We start from the raw sequence: 24,383 nt of genomic DNA, 5'->3' as shown, positions 1-24,383 counted from the left end.
CGACTGTTTTAACTAGTTTGCTTGAAGCCAAACAGGCGTCTTCATGTTGACGCCTGTTTTTCTATTGGATCAAGATCATGAAAAATCAAACTCCCCCAGACTCACAAAATTCGTCAGAGCAACCTCGCAATGCCCTTGACCGCTTAATTTATAAGCTCGGTAATATGTTGAGTTTGCTCTTTATTTTTACTGTCGCGATTTCCTTTTACGAAGTCCTAATGCGCTATTTATTCAATGCGCCCACGATTTGGGTTCATGAAACCGCGTCCTTTCTCGGCGGCTGTTTGTTTGTTTATGGTGGTATTTATGCCTTGTCGACCAACAAACATGTCCGTGTGGTGCTGATTTACGATTTGGTTTCGGATCGTGTGCGTCGCTGGCTCAATGTTTTCCACCACATTATGGGCATTATTTTCTCCGGCCTACTCAGTTGGGCGGCTTATCAAATGGTACAAGATTCTTGGTTTACGCCGTTTGGCGAGGTTCGCCTTGAAACCTCTGGCTCGGCCTTTGATCCGTCTTTCCCTGCGTTGGTGAAAGGCATGATTTTTGTCACCCTGTGCATCATGTTTATTCAATTCATCTTACATCTGCTACAAGAATTAAACGGCCTAAGGAAACAAGACAATGTTTGATTTATCCGCTTTAGGCATTGGCTACGGCAGCCTGTTAATGCTTGGCTCTATGATTCTCTTACTATTAACAGGCATGCAGCTGGCATTTGTCACCGCATTGGTTGCTTTGGTTTTCGCGATTGGCTGGTTTGGTTTTGGCGCTCTACCACTGATTACTAGCCGTTTATATGGTTTTGTCGGCAGCTACGTCTTCCTCGCGGTGCCGATGTTTGTCCTCATGGCCGCCCTACTTGACAGGTCTGGTATCGCCCGCGACTTATTTGACGCCATGAAAGTATTTGGTTGTCGTTTACGCGGCGGCGTAGCCGTTCAAACCCTACTGGTTGCCATTGTCTTGGCTTCCATGTCTGGTGTCATTGGTGGCGAAACCGTATTACTGGGAATTTTAGCCTTACCGCAAATGCTACGCTTGGGCTATAACCGCAAGTTAGCGATCGGTACCACGTGTGCGGGTGGCGCCCTTGGAACCATGCTACCGCCTAGCATTGTGTTGATCATTTATGGCCTAACCGCCAGCGTTTCGATCGGAGATTTATTTAAAGCCGCCTTTCTACCAGCGTTAATTCTGGCCTTTTTTTACATGGCCTACGTACTCATCATTTGTCGCTTAAACCCAGAGTACGCGCCTCTGCCAAGTGAAGAAGAACTGGCAGCCGAACAAGATGTGAACTACTTCAAAGCTTTGCTCTTTCCGTTACTTACCGTGATGACGGTACTGGGCAGTATTTATTCTGGTATCGCCTCGGTGACCGAAGCCTCAGCATTAGGTGTGGTAGGAATCATGATCAGCGCGGCGATTCGCGGCGAACTGACCCTAGACATGTTAAAAGACAGCGCCAAAGCCACCATGAGTACCTGTGGCATGATCATCTGGATCGGCATTGGCGCCACCGCCTTAGTCGGCGTTTACAACCTCATGGGCGGCATTGATTTCGTTGAAGAGACCATTCTAACCTTGAGTGGTGGCAGCGTTATGGGCACCGTCTTGATCATGATGCTAGTACTCCTAGTGCTTGGTATGTTCTTAGACTGGGTCGGTGTCGCCTTACTGACCATGCCAATCTTTGTGCCCATCATCTCAAGCTTGGGTCTCAATCCAATTTGGTTCGGTGTGGTGTTCTGCCTGAATATGCAGGTTTCCTTCCTGTCTCCGCCTTTCGGACCGGCGGCTTTCTATTTGAAATCCGTGGCACCAAAAGACATCAGTTTAGGTGAAATTTTTAGCTCACTTTTACCCTTTATTGGATTGCAAATCACCGTTCTAGCGCTGGTCATTTTCTTCCCAGAATTGGCGCTATGGTGGCAATAATCACGACATCAAAAGTCTGACTAAGCTTATACGAAGACCTCGCCTTGCCAACTGGCAAGGCGATTAAGGAATAACAGAATGACGAAAAGAATTGTTGTATTAGGTGTTTCTGGATCCGGGAAATCCTTAATAGGTAAAGGCCTAGCGGATCAGTTAGGTTGCCCTTTTTTTGACGGTGATGATTTTCACAGCCCAGAAAATGTCGCCAAAATGAGTAAAGGCACGCCATTAACCGATGACGATCGAAAAGACTGGTTGGCAAGTTTAAACCAACTGCTGCATGACAACCCTACTGCCGTGATTGCTTGCTCCGGCTTAAAGCCTGAATATCGGACCATATTACGCCGAGGGCTTGATGACGTCGCCATGATTTATTTAAAAGGCGACATTGATACCATTTGGCAACGTCATCAAAAACGTCATGGCCATTACTTCAATGGCCGCGGCATGTTGGAAAGCCAGTTTGAGACATTGATTGAACCCACATCAGAAGAAGCCATTGTGATCGATATTTCACAGGAAGCAAAAGACGTCTTAACAGAAGCCATTAATGGACTCAAAGGTTATGCTCAAAAGGCATAATTTAAGTGAGTTTTCTTTCTTGCCATGATTTGCTTATGGTAATGTTACTCGTAACAAATCATGGATATGGCCATTAAGATGAAGAATAAACGCCCTACATTACAAGATGTTGCAGACTTAGTCGGTGTGACAAAGATGACGGTAAGCCGTTATTTGAGAACACCTGACTCTGTCTCAGCACCGTTGCAAGAAAAGATCTCAGCGGCGTTAGAAACCCTTGGCTATATTCCCAATCGTGCACCGGACATTTTATCCAAGTCAAAAAGCCACGCCATTGGTGTGTTGCTGCCCTCTTTAACCAACCAGGTTTTCTCTGAAGTTATAAGAGGCATCGAAAGCGTCTTAGAGCCTGCCGGTTATCAGACCATGCTGGCGCACTATGGCTATAGCAAAGAGGCCGAAGAGTCTCGTATTGCGACCTTGCTGTCCTACAGTGTGGATGGGCTAATCATTTCAGAAAGTTACCATACGGATCGCGTACGAAAAATGCTTGCCGTCGCTGGCATTCCTGTCATCGAGATCATGGATTCCGTATCGCCGCCTATTGAGCAAGCCATTGGCATCGACAACCAAGCGGCCGCTTATGCCATGACAGAATGCATGATAAAACGTGGTCGCCAGAAAATTGTTTATTTTGCTGCTCGCATGGACCAAAGGACCTTGCTCAAAATTCGTGGCTACGAAACCGCCATGACAGATCACGGGCTAACGCCTTTGTGCCTAAAAACTCACAACGCCTCTTCCTTTACCATGGGGGCCAACTTTCTAAAAGAAGCATTAGCCCAACAACCGGATACCGATGGTATTTTCTGCACCAACGATGACTTAGCCATTGGCGCGCTCTATGCCTGCCAAAAATCGGGCATTCGCATTCCTGAGGACGTTGCCATTGCAGGGTTTCATGGTCATGACATCTCGCGCGCCATGGTGCCGTTATTAGCCACGGTCATCACACCACGAGAAGACATGGGACGACTGGCCGCCGAACACTTATTATCAAGGCTCCAAGGCACCCCAATTACGCAAGCCGTCATCGAGCTTCCTTTCAAAATTGATATTGGCGAAAGCATTTAACGACCGTCCTCACTTTTTAGCGATGACGGTCTTTCACATAAATCCTTCATGCCTAGGCGACAAAAATTGATTGAGAAGTGTTATTATTAATATATTCTTTAACCAATTAGGCGAAATCATGAAACGTTGGCTTTCCGTCATCCTGTCTACGTACTTTATTCTCGTTTCCTTTACCGCGACGGCCGTGACTGTAGAGGATAGCAAAGGCCTCTTCACACTGGACTATCAACCCAAACGTATTGTCGTTTTGGAATTCTCTTTCGCGGATGCGCTCGCTGCGGTCGATGTCAGTCCTGTTGGCATTGCCGATGATAAAGAAGCCGATCGCGTTCTCAAAGAAGTGAGAGATGTGATTGGCAGCTGGACATCCGTTGGTACTCGCTCGCAGCCTAGCATGGAAGTCATCGCCTCTTTAAAACCAGATTTAATCATTGCCGATATTAGTCGACACGAAGCCGTGTATGCCGATCTGCAAAAAATTGCTCCGACCTTAATTCTGCCTTCTCGTCGCGAAACCTATGAAGACAGTTTAAAGGCCGCAGCCATCATAGGTAAGGTCATTGGCAAAGACCAAGCCATGCAAGCACGATTGCAGCAGCATCGAAAAACCATGGCACAATATGCTCAGCAGTTACCTCAAAAGATTGAAGTGCAATTCGGCGTAGCACGAGATGACGCCTTGTTTTTACACACCAAAGACTCTTATGCTGGCGGTGTCATTCATGCTTTGGGCTTAGCCAATGCGGAAACCGGTCGTGATGATACCGCGTATCGTCAAACGGGTTTGGAACAACTGGTGGCCATTAATCCGGAATACCTCATCATTGGCAATTACGTCACCCCAAGCATCATTGATAAGTGGCGCAATGAACCACTATTTTCAGTACTACAAGCCGCGCGTCAGAATCACATTTATCAAGTCAATCCGAATACTTGGTCCCGGTGCCGAGGCATTATGGCGGCCGAACGCATGAGCCAGGACTTAGTGGACATACTTGTACCCTAGATGAAATTCTCTTCTTTTACACTCACTGGCCAATGCCTAGCCTTGGCCAGTCTTATGCTGTTGATCAGTTGGCTTAGCTTGTTTACTTGGTCGAGCATTACTATTTCTCCTCTTGATGCGCTGCAAGCCTTGTATCAGTTTGATCAAGACAGCATTGCACAACACATAGTACGAGATTTGCGCTTGCCCAGAGTGCTGGTTGCCTTGTTGGTTGGTGCCTGTTTAGCCGCCGCTGGGGTCATTATGCAAGGGCTCACCCTTAACCCTCTGGCTTCCCCTTCCGTGTTAGGCGTTAATGCAGGAGCGGCTCTCGGCATGGCTTTAGTCTCTACGATCACACCTTGGTTTGGTTTACTCGGTACGACTGTGGCGGCCATGATAGGCGGCGGCTTGGCATGGAGCTTAGTCATGCTGCTCGGCAGTGGTTGGCGAACGGGAAACGAACAAGGTCGGCTGGTCCTTGCTGGCGTGGCGATCTCTGCACTGTGTGCCGCCTTAACCAAAGCGCTGGTGATTATTGAGGAAGATCAAGCTTCCGCTGTGATTACTTGGCTGGCCGGCAGCTTAACGGACGCCCGTTGGCAGACATTTGACGCTTTTTGGCCAGTGGCAGTTGTCGGACTATTGGGGGCAAGCCTATTGTCTCCCAGTCTGAACCTGCTGCAATTAGGTGATGATAACGCCCGAAATTTAGGTGTCTCCATCGGATGTGTGAAACTGATCGGAAGTTTTCTTGTTCTCCTGTTAGTCGGCGCTTCTCTTGGTGCCGTCGGTTCAATCAGTTTTGTCGGCTTGTTGGTGCCCCATATGGCCAAACTGCTCATTGGCCAAGATCATCGACGTTTCTTACCCATTGCAATCTTATTGGGCGCTAGCTTAGTCGCCCTTGCCGACACCTTAAGTCGCGCCATTATCTTTCCGATGGAGACGCCCGCTGGTGCCATCCTCGCCTTAATCGGCGCGCCTTTCTTCATTTATCTGGTGAGAAAGAAGACCTTATGAGACTCGTGTCCTGCTTTTTTATTCTTGGCTTCCTTACTCTGTTGCTCATCATCACCAATTTACTCTTCGGCGCCGTCTCTGTGCCATTAGACACGATTGTCGACGCTTTTTTGGACCACACAAATCCAAACCACTTCACCATTCATGAATACCGTTTCCCACGCATCATCATAGCGCTATTAGTTGGCGCTATGATGGCGCTGGCTGGCGCATTAGTGCAAGGGGTCATTCGCAACCCGTTAGCCTCACCAGACATTCTAGGGGTTAGTCATGGGGCCGGATTAGCCGCGGTCATATACATGACCTTTTTCCCCGATGCAGCCATTGAATGGCTACCTCTTGTCGCCCTATTAGGCAGTTTTTTAGCCGCTATTGTGCTATGGCGTTTGTGCGGTCAACATAGCACCACGGTCAAGTTAGCCATAACCGGTGTGGCTCTTGCCGCCCTTTATGCCAGCTGTGTGGATTTTCTTATGCTGGTCAAACCCTTAGAGATTAATAACGCTCTATTGTGGCTGACCGGTAGCTTATGGGGGCGTGGTTGGACGCAATTGAGTCTCCTCTTACCTTGGTTGGTATTAATACCTGCAGCACTTTGGCTCGCCAAACCACTTAATTTGATACACCTTGGTGATGAACACGCCACCAGCTTAGGAACTCACACTAACGCCGTTCGCTTAGCGGCGTTAGCCATTGCAGTGGGATTGACGGCGTCTTGCGTCGCCATTTGTGGCCCGATTGGCTTTTTAGGCTTGGTCGCACCACATTTAACTCGCAAACTGGTCGGCGGTCGCCATCAAGCCTTGCTCCCCGCTACCATGCTGGTTGGGGCAATTTTGCTGTTGCTTGCCGATCTGGTAGCCAGAACCATAGATCCGCCAATTGAACTCCCCGCTGGTATTATGACCGCCATTATTGGGGCACCGTATTTCTTGTGGTTACTCTTGAGGTCCAAATAGTTTATGTCACTTAGCACTCGACACTTATCGGTTGGCTATCACCAGAAAGCCATTGTGAAACACATTGACCTGGACCTACCTGAAGGCAAGATTATCGCCTTGCTAGGGCCAAATGGTTGCGGTAAATCGACTCTGTTAAAAGCCTTAGCGCGTTTATTAACCCCCATGCAAGGTGAGGTTCAATGGCAAGGCAAGGCTTTACATGAGATTCCGTCAAAACAATTGGCCAGACAACTTGCGTTGTTACCGCAAACTCAGCCAATCCCTGAAGGCATTAAAGTGAAAGACTTAGTCGCCTATGGCCGCAGCCCCTACACAGGATTCTGGGGAAGAACCAATCAAACGGATCAAGATATCATTCATCAGGTCATGCAAGAAACAGGGATATCAGAACTGGCAGAACAATTGGTAAGTGAATTGTCTGGTGGTCAACGTCAACGTGTTTGGCTGGCCATGACACTGGCGCAAGATACGCCTTATTTGTTACTGGATGAACCGACGACTTATATGGATCTCAATCACCAAGTTGAACTCATGCATCTGCTGCGACGCCTTAATCAACAAGGTAAAACCATCATTACCGTCTTGCACGACATTAACCAAGCGGCCCGTTACTGTGATCATTTAATTGTGATGAAAGAAGGGCAAATCATTCAACAAGGTTTGCCCTCCGACGTACTCACCCGAGAACTGTTAAAGTCCGTCTTCTCACTGGAGGCGCAAATTCATCAGGATCCTATCGCTAAAACGCCAATGTGCGTTGTGGAATAAGATCCGTTATTTGCGCATAGGCACTTTATCCTGTGGCAATAAAGCAAATGCTTCATCTTGGCTAATCACGGTGGCGTATTCCCCATGAAGGTTCGCCAGAGACATAGCATGCACATCGTCGGCACTGCGAACGAGACCAAAAAAGTCTTCCTTCTGAAAAGCAAAACAGGCGCTTTCCACTACGTATACGTTAAAGCCCAAATTGCCTGCTGAGCGTACCGTCGATTCCACCGAATTATTCGTACTGACGCCGACAATCACCAACGAGTCTATTTGCTGCTCTGCCAGCCAAGCGGCAAGGTCGGAATGAATAAAGGCGTCTGGCACACTTTTCTCCATCACTTTTTCACCGTCTAGCGGTTCGAATGCTTCTTGAAACAAGACGCCTTCTTGTTCTGGCCAAAATAAAGAGTCTGGTTCTGTCGATAAATGACGAATGTGAATAATCGGAGCATGTGCCGCACGCCAATGAGCCAATAATTCAGCCATATTATGCTCTGCATCTGGATTATTACGTTCCCCAGCTTGTGGCCAAGACATTCCTTGCTGCATATCGACAATCATTAAACCAACGCAATTCATACCCTTTACTCCTTCACACTCAACCCTTCCATCCGCTGACGTTCTAATTGCTCAAGACGCTGATGCTGCTTGTGTGATCGCCAACCTAACATCAATAAGGCCACCACTAACAGAAACACCAGATTGGATAAGAAATCGACTCTATCACGTACAGCCGTCACCTCATCACGCAGAGTATTCAACTCTTCCGACGAGGCTTTCGATAATTGCAAAATCGCATTGCTACGTTCCAGCTCAAATACCGTTTGATCGAGACTCGATGACGGCTCATTTATCAACTGCGATTGTGCCATGACAGTCTGCGACAGCATGATGATCACCAACAAAAACACCTGTTTTAACATAATCCATTCCTAACCATTTATCCGCTTGTTAGCACGTGGGCTCTATTTACCTAAAGCGCATTGAGCATACTCTGCTGATTTCGAGATGAAAACCATCAGGTCAATTTTGTTCAATACCCAAAAAGCCGACAGAGACATACTAGGGCATGTTTTCACTAACGTTTTAAGGATGTCATTATGACCTTATCTCTCATCATCTCCATGTCGTTATTTGCCTTAGCCGCCTCCCTTTCTCCTGGACCGGTGAACCTAGTATCTCTAAGTTGCAGTGCTCGCTATGGTTTGAAGGCTGGGCTTAATTTCGTCACCGGCGCCAGCCTTGGTTTTATTGTGCTGTTTTTGCTAGTCGGTTTTAGTTTGCATCAAATGCTCGACGTCTTACCGCAACTCACCAAAATTTTAAAATGGCTGGGAACCGGCTTTTTATTTTACCTAAGCTTCCAGTTATGGCGTGATCAAGGGGATTTGAGCACACATCAAAGTCAATCTGCGCCTCGCTTCATGACCGGTGCCATGATTCAGTGGGTCAACCCCAAAGCTTGGCTCGCTTCGGTATCAGGTATTGCGGTGTATGTTCCCAATGCGGACACCAACGACATCCTAGTATTCGCTGGGCTTTACTTACCTATATGCTGGCTTTCTTTGGGAGTTTGGGTCGCCATTGGTATGTTGCTCGGGCAGTACTTCCAAAGCCCAGCCAAAATGCGTTGGCTCAACCGTAGCCTTGCGATCTTATTGGCGGGCAGTAGTGTCTATATCTTGATTTAAGACTGTTGATTTAAGGCAGCTTCAAGAACGACGATACTGATCTGGCGTGGCGGCAACACGCTGTTTAAATACCCGTTGAAAATGGGCTTGATCATTAAAGCCAACATTGTGGGCAACGTCTACAATGCTCTGGCCTGTTTTCAGTGCTTTTTGTCCGAGTTGCACACGACGATTTAAGCGATAAGCGTGTGGTGTAAGATAGAAATGGCGTTTAAATGAACGCACCAAATAGCTCGTACTATAACCAAATTTGTGGCTAATTTCGGCGATGGGCGTATCCTCCAAGCAATGTTCGTTCAAATAATTGGCCACTTGATAAAGAGGGTTATAGGACAAGCTGCTTGACGTAACCGCTACGCTTTGATTAAGTCGATGAAATAACGAACACAGCCATTCAATCAATGATTGCTCTTTCTCTTGGTGGCTAAGATCATTGTTCATCAATTGACCACAAAGACAGACAAAATCCTCATATAAAACCTCATCTAGCAAAGTATCTAAGCGAGTATCTTGCCACTCAAGCTGATCTTTCAATTGATGATCAAATAACATGCTAGCCAGCCAGTCCTTATCTAGGTGCATCATGTAATATGCCCAAGGTGAATCTTGTAATGGATTACAAGCATGCACTTCCTCAGGGTTCATCATTACCAAATGCCCTTTTTGCACCGCATGCAGTCGATTCACACATAAGAATTCACTTCGACCAGACAAAATAGCGCCAATCGACCAAGTCTCATGGGTATGAGGCGCATAACTCACCAGACGCCCATCAAGGACTTGCCTAAGCTCCACAAAAGGCAAGCAATCATCTCGCCAGAAAATAGGATGGGTAGAAGGTTTCATGACGTATTCCTCATTTAAATCCACCTAATGAAAGACCTGAGCCAAACATTCCTCGTCAATGTCACCATGACACACTGACGTCACAGGACCGTTCATACTGATGCGAAAATCATCACTGATCTCTATGTCGATTTGACCGCCAGGCATCATGACTTCAACACGAGCATCACACAATCCCAACTTATACGCCACCGCCGCCGCAGCACAACTACTGCTGCCCGATGCTAAAGTATAGCCAGCGCCACGCTCCCAAATTTGGACCGCAATGCGATGACGATCAATTACCTGTACGAACTGCACATTAGTACGATTGAGGAAATTCGGATGATGTTCAATCAATGGACCAAACTCTTTTGCTTTGGTCTCTGTCGCTTCGTCTGTCAGAATCACACAATGCGGATTGCCTATGGTCACACCACTGTAAAAATGCTGCATGCCCATCACATTTAACTCTTCCAATAACACCTCACGAGGGTCACCCCAGATCGGAATGTCTTGGCTATGAAAGGACACCTGCCCCATTTCTACCGCAACTCGTTTTCCCTTTTCAAGCACCTGAGCCTTCACCACACCACCTAGGGTTTCAATGGTAAATTCTTGATCCTTCACCAGCCCCAAGTCCCACAATGCTCGACAGAAAATACGCAGACCATTGCCACTCTTTTCCGCTTCACTGCCATCTGGGTTAAAAATACGCAAACCAAAATTCGCCACATCCGATTCAAATGGTCCGATTAACACACCATCCGATGCGACGCCATAATGGCTATGACAGATATTTTTGATCTTCAACCCTGCTGGCTCATCTGGAAACGCCTCTGGCGACACCACTAAATAGACATTCCCCAACGCATGGTATTTTCGAAACTTCACTGATTACCTCTACAATTTGAATTAGGACATGAATCTTTCGATATAAGGTTCCATTGCCTGTGCCCAAACCTTGTACTGATGTGCATTAGGATGCAAAAAGTCATCCATCACATTACTGGTTAAGCCGCCATTTTGATCTAAAAAATAATGATTAAGGTCCACAAAGAAGACGTTTTGATCATCCGCATAGTCTTTAATAAGGTCATTCACTTGCTGATTCAATACTCTCAACTTTTGCGTCGGTCGCGCACTGCGAGGAAAAATGGCCAACAACAGCACTTTGGTATGAGGTAATTTTTCCGCCAGCAGGGTCAAAATCGCTCTAATACCTTGAGCGGTTTCCTGCGGCTTATCCATTCGATGTCCCGTGTTGTTTGTACCGATCAATAGCACGACCAACTTAGGGGAAAGGTCATCCACTTCACCATGCTGTAAACGCCACAACACATGCTCGGTTCTATCACCATTAAAACCCAAATTAAGCGCCTTTCTCGGCTGATAATAGGTTTCCCATATGGCTTTTCCTTCTTTCTCCCAAGCCTGCATAATGGAGTCTCCTAGAAACACCAGATCAACCCTATTCATAGCCGCCTTTTCCTGTAATTTAGCTTGGTGTCTTGGCAGCCACCATATCGCTTGTTGCGGCATTATTTGCAATGAGACAGGCGTCATAAACATCTTCCATCTATTGGTGTGTCTAGGTATTTTTCATTCATTCTCTTGAATCGCCCCTAATCCGAAACAATGGTCGAGTTTGACAGCGACTCCCCAACTCGCTCTTTAGCAATTTCAATCACCGCATGGGCAAGTTGTACCAAGGTGGCAAAGTTGGGCTTGGTTTCAGGCTTTAAAGACCGATAAGCACTGGTTCTACTTTTAATACCCGCTCTTGCTATAACGGCACGATGGCCAAATAACTCAACATAAGAGCGAATGGCAGCTTGCAAGATATCTGGACGACCTTCTTTCATAGAGTCCCATGACGCCTGTTTAATCACTTCTTCCATTTGCTCTACATCAAGCCGCATAGCAACCTGATAAGCTCCTTTTGTGATGCCCCGTAGTGTCGTGGCAGTCAGTTCATTCCCATTCCAGCTCAAGTCGCCATCTGAGGTTAAAGCAAAGCGTTTAAAATCTTTCAGGTTAGCAAATGGTGGTTTTGAAAAGTAATCAGACAAGTCTGCTTCGCCTTCAAATCCGTCACTAAAGGTTAATACTAAGATGTGATCTTTAGCCCAGTCGACATCAACAATTTTTAACATAAATCCTCCAATTTCCCCGGATTCTGACCCTTCACAGCTTTATTCCATATCTGCATAAATTGCTCTCTATGCATACTTATGTGAGCTTCAGCACGCTTACGCTGCTTATTAGGCAAATACCCCTCTAAGCATTCACTTGTTTCTATCGCAATAATCAATTCATAGTCACCATATTTCACGTGTAAATGCGGTAACTTGTGCTGTTGATTATCAAAAAAATATAAGCAAAACGACAATCCTAATAGCGCATCGACCTCAGGCATCCTTACCCCTCGATATTTATATGGATAAAACTACAGTATAGTCTCTCAAAAGAGACAAGGCTATTTTTTAGGCAAAAAAAAGCAGCACCCAACAATAAGTACTGCTTTTCTATTACTTCAAGAATCGAGTCTTTTCTAACTCATCAAACCTGAAACAGAAAGTTCTTAATCAAATCCTTACCGCCTTCAGTCGCAAAGGATTCGGGATGGAATTGTATACCTTGAATCGGATATTCTTTGTGGCGCACGCCCATGATCTCAAATTCGCCACCTTGGCGAATACCGTTAAGATTGGCAAACGCCTCAGCACTCAAACTGCCCACCGCAGCGGTCACTTCCAACACCTCTGGAAAGCTTTCTGCCTCGGCAATCAGCGAGTGATAACGCATGACTTCCAATTGGTCTGGAATATCATGAAAAATCCCTTCGCCATTGTGCTGAATTGGACTGGTTTTGCCATGCATAGGCAATGGCGCTTTGACCACCTTGCCACCAAACACATGACAAATTCCCTGCATGCCCAAGCATACGCCCATCAAAGGCGTGGTTTTGCCAAATTCTAAGATCACATCAGCACACACACCAAAATAGGCTTTATCGTCTGGTGAACCAGGCCCTGGTGAAATGATGATACGATCTGGGGCCGCTTGTCGAATATCCTCCAGCGTCACCTCATCGTTACGCTTTACAATCACTTCAAACTGCTCGATATGCCCCTGACTCTGCTCTGTTTGCAACACTTCACCAATGAATTGGTACAGGTTGTAAGTGAAGGAATCGTAATTGTCTATGATGTAAATTTTCATTCTTTCGCTCCTTCACTGAAACTGTCTAATACTCGCTTGGTTCCGGCAAACTTACGCTGAATTTCTTCGTATTCATCTTCGGCGTTTGAATCGTACACATTCCCGCCACAGGTTTGCACATAGGCTTTATTGCCATTGGCAAATACAGTACGAATCGGAATCGCAAACATACAATCACCGTTAAAAGAAAACTGACCAACCGCACCACCATAAGGGCCACGACCATCACCTTCCAAATCATCGATGATTTTCATCGCCTCAATTTTGGGTGCGCCAGTCAAGGTACCGGCAGGGAAGTTACTGGCTAAGGCCGAAAACATGTCATGCTCTTCCGCCATAATGCCAACGATCTCACTGGAAATATGCTGCACGTGACTGAAACGTTTGATGTCCATGAGAGAACGTACTTTTACCGTACCAAAGCGCGCCACACGGCCAATGTCATTACGATGCAGATCGACAATCATATTGTGTTCGGCAATTTCTTTCGGATCATTCAGCAAAGCTCGGGCCAACGCCGTGTCTTCTTTTTCATCCGCACCACGCTTCGCTGTGCCCGCTAATGGGAAGGTCTCCATTTCATCCTGACGCACTCGGAACAATAATTCAGGGCTGGCACCGATGACTTTCTGCTCAGCAAATTTGATGTAATACATCTGTGGCGAAGGGTTGACCTCGCGCAATTCCTCGTAAAGGTTGATGGTGTCGCCTTCCAGCTCGAACCACTTTTTAAAGCCCACTTCACACTGGAAGATCTTGCCTTCAACGATGTCTTGCTTCACCTTAGCAACGGCATCCGCATGATCAGTTTTGGTCATCGACTCTCCCAATGGTCGCACCACCAAAGGCCCATTTTCTGGCGTGGTTTCTGCCATCATTTGATTGACCAAATCCAAGCGATTATTTTCATAATAAAAATAGAAAACTTCGCCGGTCATCTTGTCTAGAATCAGCCCGTCGGTATACAAACCAAAACGGAACGCATCAAACATGTCACTGGCTTGCAGGTCTAAACTCGGCTCAAAATAATTCATACTGTCGTAGCCAATATAGCCCGTCAGACCACCAGCAAAGCCTCGAGACAAGATATTTTGTGGCACGATACTGCGCAATAAATAATAAGGGTTGTCCGACTCATAAGCTTGCGTTGCGCCATCACGCTCTTGAATGAAGAGCTGCTTACCTTCGGCCCACAACAATTTTTCAGGATCAAAACCAATGATGGAATGACGAGAAATAAAACTTTCTTCCCCAAGAGACTCCAACATAAAGCAGTTTTCAAAACGCTTTTCTATCTTTTTAAATAAACCAAAAAAATCGCAATCGGAACTGATGGTCACGTACTTTGGTTTACGCGGTAGCTCGATGCGAGGCGGTTGTTTGTTTTGTTCAGGACTCATTTTCTTTCAATTCCTTCAATGCTCGGGAGCCACGTGTCACTGTGGCAATACCAACCCCTAACTGTTTCGCAATATCCCGTTGAGGCACACCCTGCTCCAACAGAGACAAAATCTGTAAGCGATGCAACACCTCGTTAATTTCATTCGGCGTCAACAAAGCACGCAGACGCTTTTCTAACAAAGCTTGATCATCGACTTGGCTTAAAAATTCAATTAATGGCTGCATAGGCAGAGTTTACCATTCTTGTATTCACGTACTAGTACAATATAGTTTTCATATAAAGGATGCAAGAAAAGAAGGTGGTGATTCTTAATTAAGTTGGTGACTGAAGATGACTCTCATTTGTAATGAGAACCACCTTAAAGGAGTCTCGAGAACTAGTACAAAAAGTCCAACCAATGAGGCAAGTTCAATATTGAGGACTCAAACCTTTACTCAAAATTAAATTCTTCAACACTTGCAACTTATTCAAGCTGCCTGCCCACACCTTTGAATTTTTCAACAAAAGCGGCGATTTTTTGAAAAACTGTTTGTTTCTGGGTTCGATACAGTGGGTTCAATGGGCTGAGTTTTGGTAGTGCTTCATTAAGCGCAGTACCATTTTCAGAGGCATACTCTCTCTTAAGTGATGAGGCAATATAACGCTTAGCTGCCGCTTCATTTAGATTTTCTGAGGCAATAATTTCAGCAGCCTCTCGCTTTAACTGCTCTTGAGCAAATTTATAAAACTCATCTATAACACTCGCTTTATCAGCGATTTGGTCAAGGTCTGTTTGGTTTATAAAGTCAACAACTAGACCTTCTTTTGCGCGATTACCAATGCTACTGCGGATCAAGCGTCGAACTTCTTCGATTAACCACGCTTTATTTTTGTTCTTCTTATTGTGCTCATAAAGTAACCCAATAATATAATCGAGGTTTATTTCTTGAGATTTAAGCAAATCCACTTCAAAGACCACATCATCCCAATCTAGTGTTGACTTATCTTTGTCTTGGCCTTCTTTTTCACGACGCAACCAATCACGGGTATCGTTGTAAGTAGAGCGATAATCTTGAATAGCTCGCTCGCTAGGCATGTCGATGGTTTGCATGCTCTCGATGTCGGCATCATTTAGATAGTACTTGGCTTTAAATTCTTCAACCGCTTGTTCATCACTAAGATTTAAGTTTTGCAGTGCTTTTAAACCAGCAAATTCATCGTAGTTTTGTAAAATATTCTCAGCCTTTAGGTATTCACCAAAAAGCTTGGCAAAATCTTTTTTGTCCTGTTCTCCGGCAATGCTCTCAGAATTAGGAAAACGTTCTTTTAACTCTTTGACAATTGTCAAAAAGCCTCGGCGTTCTTGGCCAGTAAGAATATCTTTGAAGCCTTCCATGTACTCTTTGTAGCTCTTCTCCAGCACGACATTTTTGGTGTTACTATCACCAAACAAAGTAATCGCATCAATAGTAGCCTGTTCCAAATCTCGGAAGGTAACAATATTGCCAAAGGTTTTGGTTGCATCATAAATACGGTTCGTACGAGAAAACGCTTGCATCAAACCGTGATAGCGCAAATTTTTATCTATAAACAAGGTATTGAGCTTAGGCGCATCAAAGCCCGTTAAAAACATCCCCACCACGATGAGCAGATCTATTTCTTGATTCTTCACTCTCTGGGCAAGGTCACGGTAATAATTCTGAAAGCCATTACTGTCCACGCCATAATTAGATTTAAACATAGCGTTGTAGTCAGTGATCGCAGCACTCAGAAACTCCTTGGCGCTGCTGTTCATGGCACTGACTTCAAAGCTCTCATCTAAAATATCGCCAATGGCGTCCTGCTCTTCGTTGGCCGAAAATGAGAAGATAGTCGCAATGCGCAGAGGCTTAATGGTCGGGGTATTTTCAACCTCGGCCTGCAATTTTTTAAAGGTTTCATAATACGCTTTCGCCGCATCAACACTGCTGACCGCAAACATGGCATTAAACCCTTTCGCACCGGAATAAGCTCTGTGAGTTTTTTGATTAAAATGGCTCAGAATGTGCTGGGATATTTCACGAATACGAATAGGGTGTAAAAATGCTTGCTTGGTTTCAAAGGCGCTGAGTTTCTTATCGTCCTGCTCAGTTTCAATACTTTTAAATTGTGGGCGAACATCATTATAGTCCACTTTGAACTTGAGTACTTTCTCATCACGGATGGCATCGGTGATCACATAAGTGTGCAACTGCTGACCGAATACGCTGCCCGTGGTTTCTGCACCTAATGCATTCCCTTTACGGATTACTTTGCCATCAACAATGTCATCACCAAAAATAGGTGTACCACTAAAGCCAAATTGATAGAAGCGCTTAAACCTCTTTTGCAAATTCTTTTGGGCTTCACCAAATTGGCTACGGTGGCACTCATCAAAAATAAAGACAACTTGCTTGTTGTAGATAGCTAAATCGCTTTCACTTTTGATTAAGTTATTCAGCTTTTGAATCGTGGTGACGACGATCTTGTTATCGTCTTTATCCAAGTTGCTTTTCAGCCCAGAGGTACTGTCTGAACCGTTCACACTATCAGGCGAGAACCGCTGATACTCTTTCATGGTTTGAAAATCGAGGTCTTTTCTGTCCACCACAAAGAAGACTTTATCAATAAAGTCTAAATCCGTAGCTAAACGTGCGGCTTTAAAGCTGGTGAGCGTTTTGCCTGAACCTGTAGTATGCCAAATGTAACCACCACTTTCAGGCTTAGCCCAGTCTTTACCGTTAAAAGAACTTTTGATTTTCCATAAAATGCGCTCAGTGGCGGCAATTTGGTATGGGCGCATTACGAGCAGGGTGTTGCTGACATCAAACACTGAGTAACGCAAAATAACTTCAAGCAGCGTCTTTTTTTGGAAAAAGGTAGCGGTAAAGTCTTTTAAATCTTCAATCGTTTCATTATCGAATTTCGCCCAGTTCATGGTGAAGTCGAAGCTGTTCTTGTCCCGCTTAGTGGTATTAGCAAAATAGCGCGTATCAGTACCATTCGAGATCACAAACAGCTGTAAGAACTTATACAACGAGTTATCGGCATTAAAGCTTTCTTTGGTGTAGCGATGTATTTGGTTAAACGCCTCACGGATCGCCACACCACGCTTTTTCAGTTCGATTTGTACCAAAGGCAAACCATTGACCAAAATCGTCACATCGTAACGGTTGACATGGCTGCCCGTTTGTTCAAACTGCTTGATCACCTGCACTTTGTTACGAGCAATGGTTTTCTTGTCGAACAGGTAGATGTTTTCGATATGGCCATCATCAAAGACAAAATCGAAAATATAATCACTGTGCACCTTGCGAGTTTTATCAAGAGTATTGTCGCTTGGTGTGTTCAGGTATTGCTCGCCAAAGCGAATCCATTCGGCATCGGTAAACTCAACTTTATTCAGTACTTGTAGCTGCTTGCGCACATTCGCCATCATGGCATCTGGCGTCTTTAGTGTGGGTAAATACTCATAACCTTGGTTGCTTAGATCCTGAATGAACTCGCGCTCTAAATCACCTTCGCTTTGGAAGTTTTCGTTAACCTGCCATTCTTTAGTGTATTTATCTAACACAATAAAGTTATTCGATTCTGCAACCGTTTTATACGTTGTCATTCGTTTACATCCCTTTTGGTTAGCCGTGGTATTTTCCAAAATGGAAATAGCTACTGCATCGCATTATTCAGTGACTTGCCAATGGCCGGTTTTATCTGAGCCTATTCGGGTTAACTTACCTTCTTTTTGCAGTTTGCTAATAGCGCGACCAATGGTTCTCACGTCTTTATTCAAAGTATCAGCAAGTTGCTGTCGGGTCAGCTCAGGCGTGCTACTCAGCAATGCTAAAATAGCCTCAGGCGTTTTAAGGCCTGATACATTTACAAGAGTATTTACAGGGGCGTTTTGGCCCTCTTTTACAGAGGCATTTACAGAGGCGTTTTGCACGAGCGTTTGCTGAATAACCGATAACATAAAATGTATAAAAGGCGTGCTATCCGCATGCTTATCGGCCTGCTCAAGGGCGTGATAATACGCTTGCTGGTGGTCTTTAATCACACTTTCTAGCGGCAAGGATAAAAATAACGGATGCCACTTAGACAAAATCAGCGTTTGCCATAACCGCCCCATACGACCGTTACCATCGGCAAAGGGGTGAATAAACTCAAATTCATAATGAAATACACAACTGGCAATTAAAGGGTGATCTTTTGTTTGCTTGAGCCATTGGATTAAATCCGCCATTAAACCAGAAACTTGATGGGCAGGCGGTGCAACGTGGTGCACCACACCCCCTTTATGGATACCCACGCCTTTACTGCGAAACTCACCCGCATTCACTAGAACATCTGACAACATTAAACCGTGAGCAGTGAGTAAATCGTCAATGGCGCTAGGTGTAAAGGTAGGAAGGGAATCATAAGCAGCAATAGCGCCTTTTACCTCGGCCAGCTCGCGCACGCTACCCAACACGGGCTTACCTTCAACAATTGCGGTGATTTGCTCTTCAGTTAAGGTATTGCCTTCAATCGCCAGCGTGCCAGTAATGGTTTTAATGCGGTTTTGTTTGCGTAGTTGCGGCGAGGCATTAAGCTGGCTGGCGTTTAACTCGCCGACTTGTTGGCTGATTTGAGCCACCAAGTTGAGAATCTCGGTGGTAATGGTAAACGGCGGTTGATAGGCCATTAGGCTGACTCCTTACTCTTGTCATCTTGTAGACTAAGGTTTGGCATTTACGTCTCCTTACTGCTTGAAACCATAGTTTTTTATTAAGCGTTGTACTAGAGCTTCAAGATTTTCCTTATCTTTTTCTTCAATATCTGTAACTTCTTCCCCTGCATGCGCAGAGTGACTGGACAAGTTAAGAATTCTATTTGAGAAAGGATCAGGAGAGCCGTCAGTAGTCTTTTCCAAAAGAACTTCCCAGCGCGGGTGTCCAAGGAATGTAGCAGTTTTTTCTAAGATATTTCTCATGAATGAAAAGTGGTACTTTCTAACCTGATTATTTTTAATAGCCTCACGAATTTCAGACAATAAGAATAGATGATAGGAAAAGGGGTGATCATTCGAATTGAACAGTTCGAAAGTTCCGTCAGCATTTTTAACAAGCCTATACTTTTCTGCTTGATTGCGTCTATACAACCACTTTGGGCGGCTACCTTTTACTGGGTTTTCAAGGTCGTTATTGAACTCATTGTGTAAGACGTTATAAAACAATGGGCTATGTGTTGTAATGACGAATCTTAGACCTTTCCCCTCATGGTAATGGCTTCTTTTGATTAAGTTAGCTAAATCAACAGCCAATTCAATCAGGTGAGTATCATCCAATGAACTCACGGGGTCATCAATAAATACGTATTCTAAAGCATTAAACTTATCAGTAATCCTATTGGTAACATCTTGTTCATTAAGGGTGGAAATAACTTGTTCTAAAAGAGTATACATAACACTCCAAACAAAGTTACTTTCCTCACCTCTTGAAATTTTTATTACTTCGTATTTACCCTGAACCACATTTTCAACACCATCAGTAGCGTCAATAGCACCCTCATAGTTAACTAGTTCATTCGCGGCTACTTGAAAAGTGACCTCAGAAAACGCGGGTATCGTTACTTCCTTTCCATCAATTTTAGTTTTGTATGTTTCGTTAAATATCGGGGTAGCTTTGCTACCAGTATAACGTTGAAAGTTTGTAGCGATGTTGCCGTCTTCGCCTAACTCTTTTAGCAAGTTTATCAACCAACCCGTAAAAGTATTTGGTTGTATTTTTAACTTGGGCCTTGAATCTTCTTTTAAATCGTTATCCCAATAAAACAGGTCTTCCGTAAATGCGTTGTAGTACAGGAACTTATAACGAGTTTTTTCAACGTCGCCTTCAATATTAGCACCTTGTATAGAAGGAGATATTTCCTCTTTAAAAGCTCGTGATAAACGCGTTTTACCTGTGCCATTAAAGGCATAGATCAACTGCACTTTGGGAACAGGCTTAGTTTCTTCGATTTTCTTGGCTGGAATTTTTGTTTTTTCTTCAGTCACGATTTTTTCTGAATGTCGTGGCGTGCCTAATTGCTGGGCTATTTTCGCTAGCACTTTACTCATTAGGCCGCCTCATCTGATTTCGGGAAGCTCAACAACAAGTCTCGATAATACTCGTATTGCTTTTGACGTAACTCGATTTCGCGGGGCAGACCTTCTTGGATTGAAGTGGTTAACGTGTCAAACTTATCTAAAATTTCCACAATTCGCTCCTGTTCTGTAATAGAAGGAACAGGAATTTCTAACTTAGCCAAATCAGATTTATTCACTGCTGGAACACCACCTTCTTTTTTTAATCCTAATAACAGTTGATTTTTCGACTGAAGAATATAAAAAAGGTACTTATTGATTAGTATTTTGTTATCTATAGACCGTATTTTGTAACAAAGGGGACCTAACCAAAATGACTTATTTTGGTAACCAACAAAGCCAATGCCACCTTGCCCTCTTGATGGGGTCGTCACAGTATCGCCCTCACAATTACTCAGAGCACAATATCCAGACCTAGTTGTCCCAGCATTGATATAATCAAACTCCGCCTCTGTATCCAAGATTTCAGATGGTTTCTGACCAGTATTTATTTCTGCGATTTTCCCTAGTGCCTTCCACTCAACGTCACCCTCTTCAAAACTCAACAACTGGTCGCGGTAGTAGTTGTATTGTTTTTTGCGTAGGTTAAGCTCGACGGTCAACACGGCGGTCATGGCGGTAAATGCGTCCAGAATACGCACAATTTCAGCTTGTATTGCCAGCGATTTTTCTGGGTTATTTGGGCATGGGATGGGGATTTGGAAATTTAAGATCGCAGCTTTGTTCCCACGCGGCATTTTGGCGCCCTTAGCATGCTGCATGTTGTACGTGAAAAATGCGTCTGAAGACAAAAGGTAATAGAGATAATCAGAGCTTACCATTCCCTTGAAGTTTTCCGATATTCGAATAGCGAGTACATCACCACTACAGCCACCTGAGCTGGTCGCCTTCCAAACTTTCTTGAGGTATGGACGAATATTGCCGAGTAGGATGTCTCCAATTTCATATGCGGTCAAACGCTCTGTATTAGGCATATAGGTTGCGTCGACACGCCCGCTTTTGTTAGCAACAAGGTTATCTACTCCAACAAAAGACGATGCACATAAACAAGACGCATCTACTCGCGTTTGAGAATAGTCTGCTACATCGCCTAGAGCTTTCCACACCACCTCAACTCCATCCAGCAGTTTCTCCATGTAGCTCAAATGACTCATGCCTCAAGCTCCTCACCGTTAATTTCCGCCACAATGGCATCAATATCAGTACGAAGTTGGTCGATTTTAGCAACGGTAGTTTTAAGCTCGGCATTAAGCTTAATGATATCTATCACTTCACGAGTGTCTTTCGCTTCCACATAGCTACTTACCGAAAGGTTGTAGTCACTTTTCGCAATGACATCTAAATCAACGGATTTGGCAAAGTGATCCACATTCTCTTTGCTGGCAAACACCTTCATGATGTCTTCGATGTGTTGCTCAGTCAGCACGTTGTTATTGGTTTCTTTTTTAAACAGTCCGCTGGCATCAATAAACTGGGTGGTGGTATCGGTTTTATGTTTAGACAGCACCAAGATATTCACAGCAATGGTGGTGCCAAAGAACAGGTTAGGTGCCAATGAAATCACGGTTTCAACGTAGTTGTTATCTACTAGGTACTGGCGGATTTTCTTCTCCGCACCGCCACGGTAAAAAATACCGGGGAAGCAAACAATGGCTGCGCGGCCTTTGCTTGATAGGTAGCTGAGCGCATGCAGCACAAAGGCAAAGTCGGCTTTGGATTTGGGTGCCAGTACCCCTGCGGGGGCAAAGCGGTCGTCGTTAATTAGGGTTGGGTCGTCGTTCCCCATCCATTTCACCGAATAAGGCGGGTTAGAAACAATGGCATCAAAGGGTTTGTCTTCTAAAAAGTGCGGTTCGGTTAAGGTATCGCCCAACTGAATATTAAACTTGTCGTAATTAATGTTGTGCAAAAACATGTTCATACGCGCCAAGTTGTAGGTGGTGTGATTGAGCTCTTGGCCAAAAAAACCCTCTTCAATGATATGCGCATCGAAGTGCTTTTTAGCTTGTAACAGCAACGAGCCTGAACCCGCCGCAGGGTCGTAAATTTTATTGACACTGGTTTGGCCGTGCATAGCAAGCTGTGCGATGAGTTTTGACACATGCTGAGGGGTGAAAAATTCGCCACCGGATTTACCCGCATTGGCGGCATAGTTTGAAATAAGAAACTCGTAAGCATCACCAAACAGGTCATTTTCATTATCTTCAAACTGGGTAATGTTTAGCCCCGCCACGCCTTTTAACACAGCTGTTAGGCGTTTGTTTTTTGCCTCTACCGTATTACCCAGACGATTACTGGTGGTATCAAAATCCGCAAACAAGCCTTTGATGTCTTTTTCTGAATCATAGCCATTGGCTGAGTTTTCGATTGCAGCAAAAATCGCCGCCAAATCCGTATTTAAATTTTCGTTCTTATGTGCATTGGCCGCCACATTGCTAAACAACTGGCTAGGGTAAAGAAAATAGCCTTTGGTTTTAATCGCATCTTCTTTAGCCAGCGCTAGGTTTTTGTCATCGTCCGACATGGCCGCATAATGAACGCTTTCATCACCGCCGGTAATGTAGCCAACAAAGTTTTCGCTGATAAAGCGATAGAACAAAGAGCCCAGTACGTACTGCTTGAAATCCCAGCCATCCACTGAGCCTCGTACATCATTGGCAATCGCCCATATTTGGCGTTGAAGTTCGGCTCGTTGTTGTAAACTTGTCATCAGTTTATTCCTGTTTATCTATACTAATATTGCCCCAATGATAACTGATTTATCATGGATTTATTTACCACTAAAGCTCTGTTTCTATGGAAAAATCTATGTCATACGGCATATAAGACAACACTCTTTCAAGAACATGGCACTCAGTCAACGAATGTTAAAGATGGCCGCGCTGCCTATATCAATACGCACCAAACGCGAGTTTCCTAGCAAAATCCCCCTTAGGTTCAGATCATATTGATGTATTACGTTCATTGGAACAATGCTATTTGAGGTTAAGAAAAACGCAAAATTGCCCCCCAAAAGCAAAAAAGGGGGGGAGATTAGAGAAAATACTATAACCTGACTCAATAGATCAGCACCCTCCACAACCGTCATTTCAATGACATAGCGCTTTATCAGATCTGACCCTGTTCTCCTTAACCATTCTCAAACACCCCATAAGTCAGTTATTTGTTTGCTGAATGCCTGTTTCTGTCACGATTCCGCAAAGCTTTTTAAAAGGTCATACAAAGGCTGGATTTTAATAGGCTTCACTGCATAGAATCATCGACTTTTATTTGGGAATTTTTTTATGTTCGCTCGGTTTGTTAGTCTGTCTAGTACAGTACTTTTATTGTCTGCTTGTTCCAGCGGGCCAATCAGTCACAAGAATACTGCGGGCTTTTCCGAAGAAGGTGGCGCGAGCTATTATGCGGACAAATACCATGGCCGAACCACGGCAAGTGGCGAGCCATTTAATCAAAACGCCATGACAGCTGCCCATAAACGCTTACCTTTTGGCACTCAGGTACGGGTGACCAATTTAGACAATGAGAAAAGTGTCATAGTACGTGTAAACGATCGAGGGCCATTTGTTCGAGGTCGCGTGATTGATCTGAGTAAAACCGCATTTCAGCGCATCGCCAACACTCGCGCGGGAGTGGTAGATGTAAAGGTGACAGTGATGGGTCACTAGTTAAGTTGAGACCAACTTAACTAGAATTATATTATCTATTGAATCGACCTAACCTAGACCTCGATGCAAAAGGCATAAAAAAACGCCTACTGAACGTTCCAGTAGGCGTTTTT

At 44.7% G+C, this 24,383-nt stretch carries 25 protein-coding genes; 10 read left to right on the top strand and 15 right to left on the bottom strand.

All coding sequences use genetic code 11. The features are described from left to right. Positions 1-77 precede the first annotated feature (77 nt). From OA79_RS06810 to fecE, 8 genes are all read left to right on the top strand, one after another. Positions 78-635: a TRAP transporter small permease subunit gene (locus OA79_RS06810; protein ID WP_063332478.1), complete on the top strand. Its 558-nt coding sequence runs from the start codon at positions 78-80 to the stop codon at positions 633-635. After that, entirely contained in the window at positions 628-1,944 is a 1,317-nt protein-coding gene (locus tag OA79_RS06805; protein WP_063332477.1) for a TRAP transporter large permease, read from the top strand. Before OA79_RS06810 ends, OA79_RS06805 begins: the two co-directional genes overlap by 8 nt. 78 nt (positions 1,945-2,022) lie before the next feature. Continuing rightward, a complete protein-coding gene (locus OA79_RS06800) occupies positions 2,023-2,526 on the top strand; it encodes a gluconokinase (protein WP_063332476.1) in 504 nt (167 codons plus the stop codon). A gap of 78 nt (positions 2,527-2,604) precedes the next feature. Then, positions 2,605-3,600 carry a gluconate operon transcriptional repressor GntR gene (gene gntR / locus OA79_RS06795; RefSeq protein ID WP_063332603.1) on the top strand — a complete coding sequence of 332 codons (996 nt, stop codon included), beginning with the start codon at positions 2,605-2,607 and terminating at the stop codon, positions 3,598-3,600. Between the two features lie 118 nt (positions 3,601-3,718). Beyond that, entirely contained in the window at positions 3,719-4,606 is an 888-nt protein-coding gene (locus tag OA79_RS06790) for a Fe(3+) dicitrate ABC transporter substrate-binding protein (protein WP_063332475.1), read from the top strand. Continuing rightward, positions 4,607-5,608 carry an iron chelate uptake ABC transporter family permease subunit gene (locus OA79_RS06785; RefSeq protein WP_063332474.1) on the top strand — a complete coding sequence of 334 codons (1,002 nt, stop codon included), beginning with the start codon at positions 4,607-4,609 and terminating at the stop codon, positions 5,606-5,608. Continuing rightward, complete coding sequence (gene fecD / locus OA79_RS06780; protein ID WP_063332473.1) at positions 5,605-6,567, top strand: Fe(3+) dicitrate ABC transporter permease subunit FecD; 963 nt, start codon at positions 5,605-5,607, stop codon at positions 6,565-6,567. Before OA79_RS06785 ends, fecD begins: the two co-directional genes overlap by 4 nt. A 3-nt stretch (positions 6,568-6,570) precedes the next feature. Further along, positions 6,571-7,338, top strand: coding sequence for a Fe(3+) dicitrate ABC transporter ATP-binding protein FecE (fecE, locus tag OA79_RS06775; RefSeq protein WP_063332472.1), 768 nt, complete (start codon positions 6,571-6,573; stop codon positions 7,336-7,338). Between the two features lie 6 nt (positions 7,339-7,344). Here fecE and OA79_RS06770 read toward each other — a convergent pair whose 3' ends face one another. Together OA79_RS06770 and OA79_RS06765 are read right to left on the bottom strand one after the other, a co-directional pair. Next, complete coding sequence (locus OA79_RS06770; RefSeq protein WP_063332471.1) at positions 7,345-7,920, bottom strand: cysteine hydrolase family protein; 576 nt, start codon at positions 7,918-7,920, stop codon at positions 7,345-7,347. Between the two features lie 5 nt (positions 7,921-7,925). Next, entirely contained in the window at positions 7,926-8,264 is a 339-nt protein-coding gene (locus OA79_RS06765) for a hypothetical protein (protein ID WP_063332470.1), read from the bottom strand. A 177-nt stretch (positions 8,265-8,441) separates the two neighbouring features. Here OA79_RS06765 and OA79_RS06760 point away from each other — a divergent pair, with 177 nt between their 5' ends. Further along, entirely contained in the window at positions 8,442-9,032 is a 591-nt protein-coding gene (locus tag OA79_RS06760) for a LysE family translocator (protein ID WP_063332469.1), read from the top strand. 21 nt (positions 9,033-9,053) lie between these two features. Here OA79_RS06760 and OA79_RS06755 read toward each other — a convergent pair whose 3' ends face one another. From OA79_RS06755 to OA79_RS06695, 13 genes are all read right to left on the bottom strand, one after another. Further along, the gene (locus OA79_RS06755) at positions 9,054-9,878 is read right to left on the bottom strand and encodes an AraC family transcriptional regulator (RefSeq protein WP_063332468.1); all 825 of its coding nucleotides are present in this window, start codon (positions 9,876-9,878) and stop codon (positions 9,054-9,056) included. A 24-nt stretch (positions 9,879-9,902) separates the two neighbouring features. Then, positions 9,903-10,751, bottom strand: coding sequence for a diaminopimelate epimerase (gene dapF / locus OA79_RS06750; protein WP_063332467.1), 849 nt, complete (start codon positions 10,749-10,751; stop codon positions 9,903-9,905). A gap of 21 nt (positions 10,752-10,772) precedes the next feature. Then, positions 10,773-11,423, bottom strand: a complete 651-nt coding sequence (locus tag OA79_RS06745) for a GDSL-type esterase/lipase family protein (RefSeq protein WP_231908823.1) — start codon at positions 11,421-11,423, stop codon at positions 10,773-10,775. A 59-nt stretch (positions 11,424-11,482) separates the two neighbouring features. Continuing rightward, complete coding sequence (gene dhiA, locus OA79_RS06740; RefSeq protein WP_063332465.1) at positions 11,483-12,013, bottom strand: type II toxin-antitoxin system antitoxin DhiA; 531 nt, start codon at positions 12,011-12,013, stop codon at positions 11,483-11,485. Further along, positions 12,007-12,276, bottom strand: coding sequence for a type II toxin-antitoxin system toxin DhiT (dhiT, locus tag OA79_RS06735; RefSeq protein ID WP_063332464.1), 270 nt, complete (start codon positions 12,274-12,276; stop codon positions 12,007-12,009). Before dhiT ends, dhiA begins: the two co-directional genes overlap by 7 nt. A 143-nt stretch (positions 12,277-12,419) precedes the next feature. Further along, on the bottom strand, positions 12,420-13,082 hold the full coding sequence (locus OA79_RS06730; protein WP_063332463.1) for an anthranilate synthase component II: 663 nt from the start codon (positions 13,080-13,082) through the stop codon (positions 12,420-12,422). Next, entirely contained in the window at positions 13,079-14,482 is a 1,404-nt protein-coding gene (locus tag OA79_RS06725) for an anthranilate synthase component I family protein (protein ID WP_063332462.1), read from the bottom strand. Before OA79_RS06725 ends, OA79_RS06730 begins: the two co-directional genes overlap by 4 nt. After that, complete coding sequence (locus OA79_RS06720) at positions 14,472-14,708, bottom strand: Trp family transcriptional regulator (protein WP_063332461.1); 237 nt, start codon at positions 14,706-14,708, stop codon at positions 14,472-14,474. The genes OA79_RS06725 and OA79_RS06720 overlap by 11 nt, the downstream gene beginning before the upstream one ends. A 239-nt stretch (positions 14,709-14,947) precedes the next feature. Continuing rightward, complete coding sequence (locus OA79_RS06715; RefSeq protein ID WP_063332460.1) at positions 14,948-18,097, bottom strand: HsdR family type I site-specific deoxyribonuclease; 3,150 nt, start codon at positions 18,095-18,097, stop codon at positions 14,948-14,950. A 63-nt stretch (positions 18,098-18,160) separates the two neighbouring features. Further along, positions 18,161-19,162: a Fic family protein gene (locus tag OA79_RS06710; protein ID WP_063332459.1), complete on the bottom strand. Its 1,002-nt coding sequence runs from the start codon at positions 19,160-19,162 to the stop codon at positions 18,161-18,163. A gap of 57 nt (positions 19,163-19,219) precedes the next feature. Further along, positions 19,220-20,575, bottom strand: coding sequence for an AAA family ATPase (locus OA79_RS06705; protein WP_082825403.1), 1,356 nt, complete (start codon positions 20,573-20,575; stop codon positions 19,220-19,222). Beyond that, entirely contained in the window at positions 20,575-21,756 is a 1,182-nt protein-coding gene (locus OA79_RS06700) for a restriction endonuclease subunit S (RefSeq protein ID WP_063332458.1), read from the bottom strand. The genes OA79_RS06705 and OA79_RS06700 overlap by 1 nt, the downstream gene beginning before the upstream one ends. Then, on the bottom strand, positions 21,753-23,312 hold the full coding sequence (locus OA79_RS06695; RefSeq protein ID WP_063332457.1) for a type I restriction-modification system subunit M: 1,560 nt from the start codon (positions 23,310-23,312) through the stop codon (positions 21,753-21,755). Before OA79_RS06695 ends, OA79_RS06700 begins: the two co-directional genes overlap by 4 nt. 574 nt (positions 23,313-23,886) lie before the next feature. On the opposite strand from OA79_RS06695, the gene OA79_RS06690 reads away from it, so the two are divergent. Next, positions 23,887-24,270, top strand: coding sequence for a septal ring lytic transglycosylase RlpA family protein (locus OA79_RS06690; RefSeq protein WP_063332456.1), 384 nt, complete (start codon positions 23,887-23,889; stop codon positions 24,268-24,270). The last annotated feature ends 113 nt before the right edge of the window (positions 24,271-24,383 follow it).

Source organism: Marinomonas sp. TW1 (assembly GCF_001625355.1).
In the GTDB taxonomy this organism is placed as follows: Bacteria; Pseudomonadota; Gammaproteobacteria; order Pseudomonadales; family Marinomonadaceae; genus Marinomonas.
This window is presented reverse-complemented; position numbering and strand designations above follow the sequence as displayed.

Bases quoted from the DNA above. Each gene is read 5' to 3' on its own strand.
- OA79_RS06810 (WP_063332478.1), top strand. From the start codon at position 78: ATGAAAAATCAAACTCCCCCAGACTCACAAAATTCGTCAGAGCAACCT.
- OA79_RS06805 (WP_063332477.1), top strand. From the start codon at position 628: ATGTTTGATTTATCCGCTTTAGGCATTGGCTACGGCAGCCTGTTAATG.
- OA79_RS06800 (WP_063332476.1), top strand. From the start codon at position 2,023: ATGACGAAAAGAATTGTTGTATTAGGTGTTTCTGGATCCGGGAAATCC.
- gntR (WP_063332603.1), top strand. From the start codon at position 2,605: ATGAAGAATAAACGCCCTACATTACAAGATGTTGCAGACTTAGTCGGT.
- OA79_RS06790 (WP_063332475.1), top strand. From the start codon at position 3,719: ATGAAACGTTGGCTTTCCGTCATCCTGTCTACGTACTTTATTCTCGTT.
- OA79_RS06785 (WP_063332474.1), top strand. From the start codon at position 4,607: ATGAAATTCTCTTCTTTTACACTCACTGGCCAATGCCTAGCCTTGGCC.
- fecD (WP_063332473.1), top strand. From the start codon at position 5,605: ATGAGACTCGTGTCCTGCTTTTTTATTCTTGGCTTCCTTACTCTGTTG.
- fecE (WP_063332472.1), top strand. From the start codon at position 6,571: ATGTCACTTAGCACTCGACACTTATCGGTTGGCTATCACCAGAAAGCC.
- OA79_RS06770 (WP_063332471.1), bottom strand. From the start codon at position 7,920: ATGAATTGCGTTGGTTTAATGATTGTCGATATGCAGCAAGGAATGTCT.
- OA79_RS06765 (WP_063332470.1), bottom strand. From the start codon at position 8,264: ATGTTAAAACAGGTGTTTTTGTTGGTGATCATCATGCTGTCGCAGACT.
- OA79_RS06760 (WP_063332469.1), top strand. From the start codon at position 8,442: ATGACCTTATCTCTCATCATCTCCATGTCGTTATTTGCCTTAGCCGCC.
- OA79_RS06755 (WP_063332468.1), bottom strand. From the start codon at position 9,878: ATGAAACCTTCTACCCATCCTATTTTCTGGCGAGATGATTGCTTGCCT.
- OA79_RS06745 (WP_231908823.1), bottom strand. From the start codon at position 11,423: ATGACGCCTGTCTCATTGCAAATAATGCCGCAACAAGCGATATGGTGG.
- dhiA (WP_063332465.1), bottom strand. From the start codon at position 12,013: ATGTTAAAAATTGTTGATGTCGACTGGGCTAAAGATCACATCTTAGTA.
- dhiT (WP_063332464.1), bottom strand. From the start codon at position 12,276: ATGCCTGAGGTCGATGCGCTATTAGGATTGTCGTTTTGCTTATATTTT.
- OA79_RS06730 (WP_063332463.1), bottom strand. From the start codon at position 13,082: ATGAAAATTTACATCATAGACAATTACGATTCCTTCACTTACAACCTG.
- OA79_RS06725 (WP_063332462.1), bottom strand. From the start codon at position 14,482: ATGAGTCCTGAACAAAACAAACAACCGCCTCGCATCGAGCTACCGCGT.
- OA79_RS06720 (WP_063332461.1), bottom strand. From the start codon at position 14,708: ATGCAGCCATTAATTGAATTTTTAAGCCAAGTCGATGATCAAGCTTTG.
- OA79_RS06715 (WP_063332460.1), bottom strand. From the start codon at position 18,097: ATGACAACGTATAAAACGGTTGCAGAATCGAATAACTTTATTGTGTTA.
- OA79_RS06710 (WP_063332459.1), bottom strand. From the start codon at position 19,162: ATGGCCTATCAACCGCCGTTTACCATTACCACCGAGATTCTCAACTTG.
- OA79_RS06705 (WP_082825403.1), bottom strand. From the start codon at position 20,575: ATGAGTAAAGTGCTAGCGAAAATAGCCCAGCAATTAGGCACGCCACGA.
- OA79_RS06700 (WP_063332458.1), bottom strand. From the start codon at position 21,756: ATGAGTCATTTGAGCTACATGGAGAAACTGCTGGATGGAGTTGAGGTG.
- OA79_RS06695 (WP_063332457.1), bottom strand. From the start codon at position 23,312: ATGACAAGTTTACAACAACGAGCCGAACTTCAACGCCAAATATGGGCG.
- OA79_RS06690 (WP_063332456.1), top strand. From the start codon at position 23,887: ATGTTCGCTCGGTTTGTTAGTCTGTCTAGTACAGTACTTTTATTGTCT.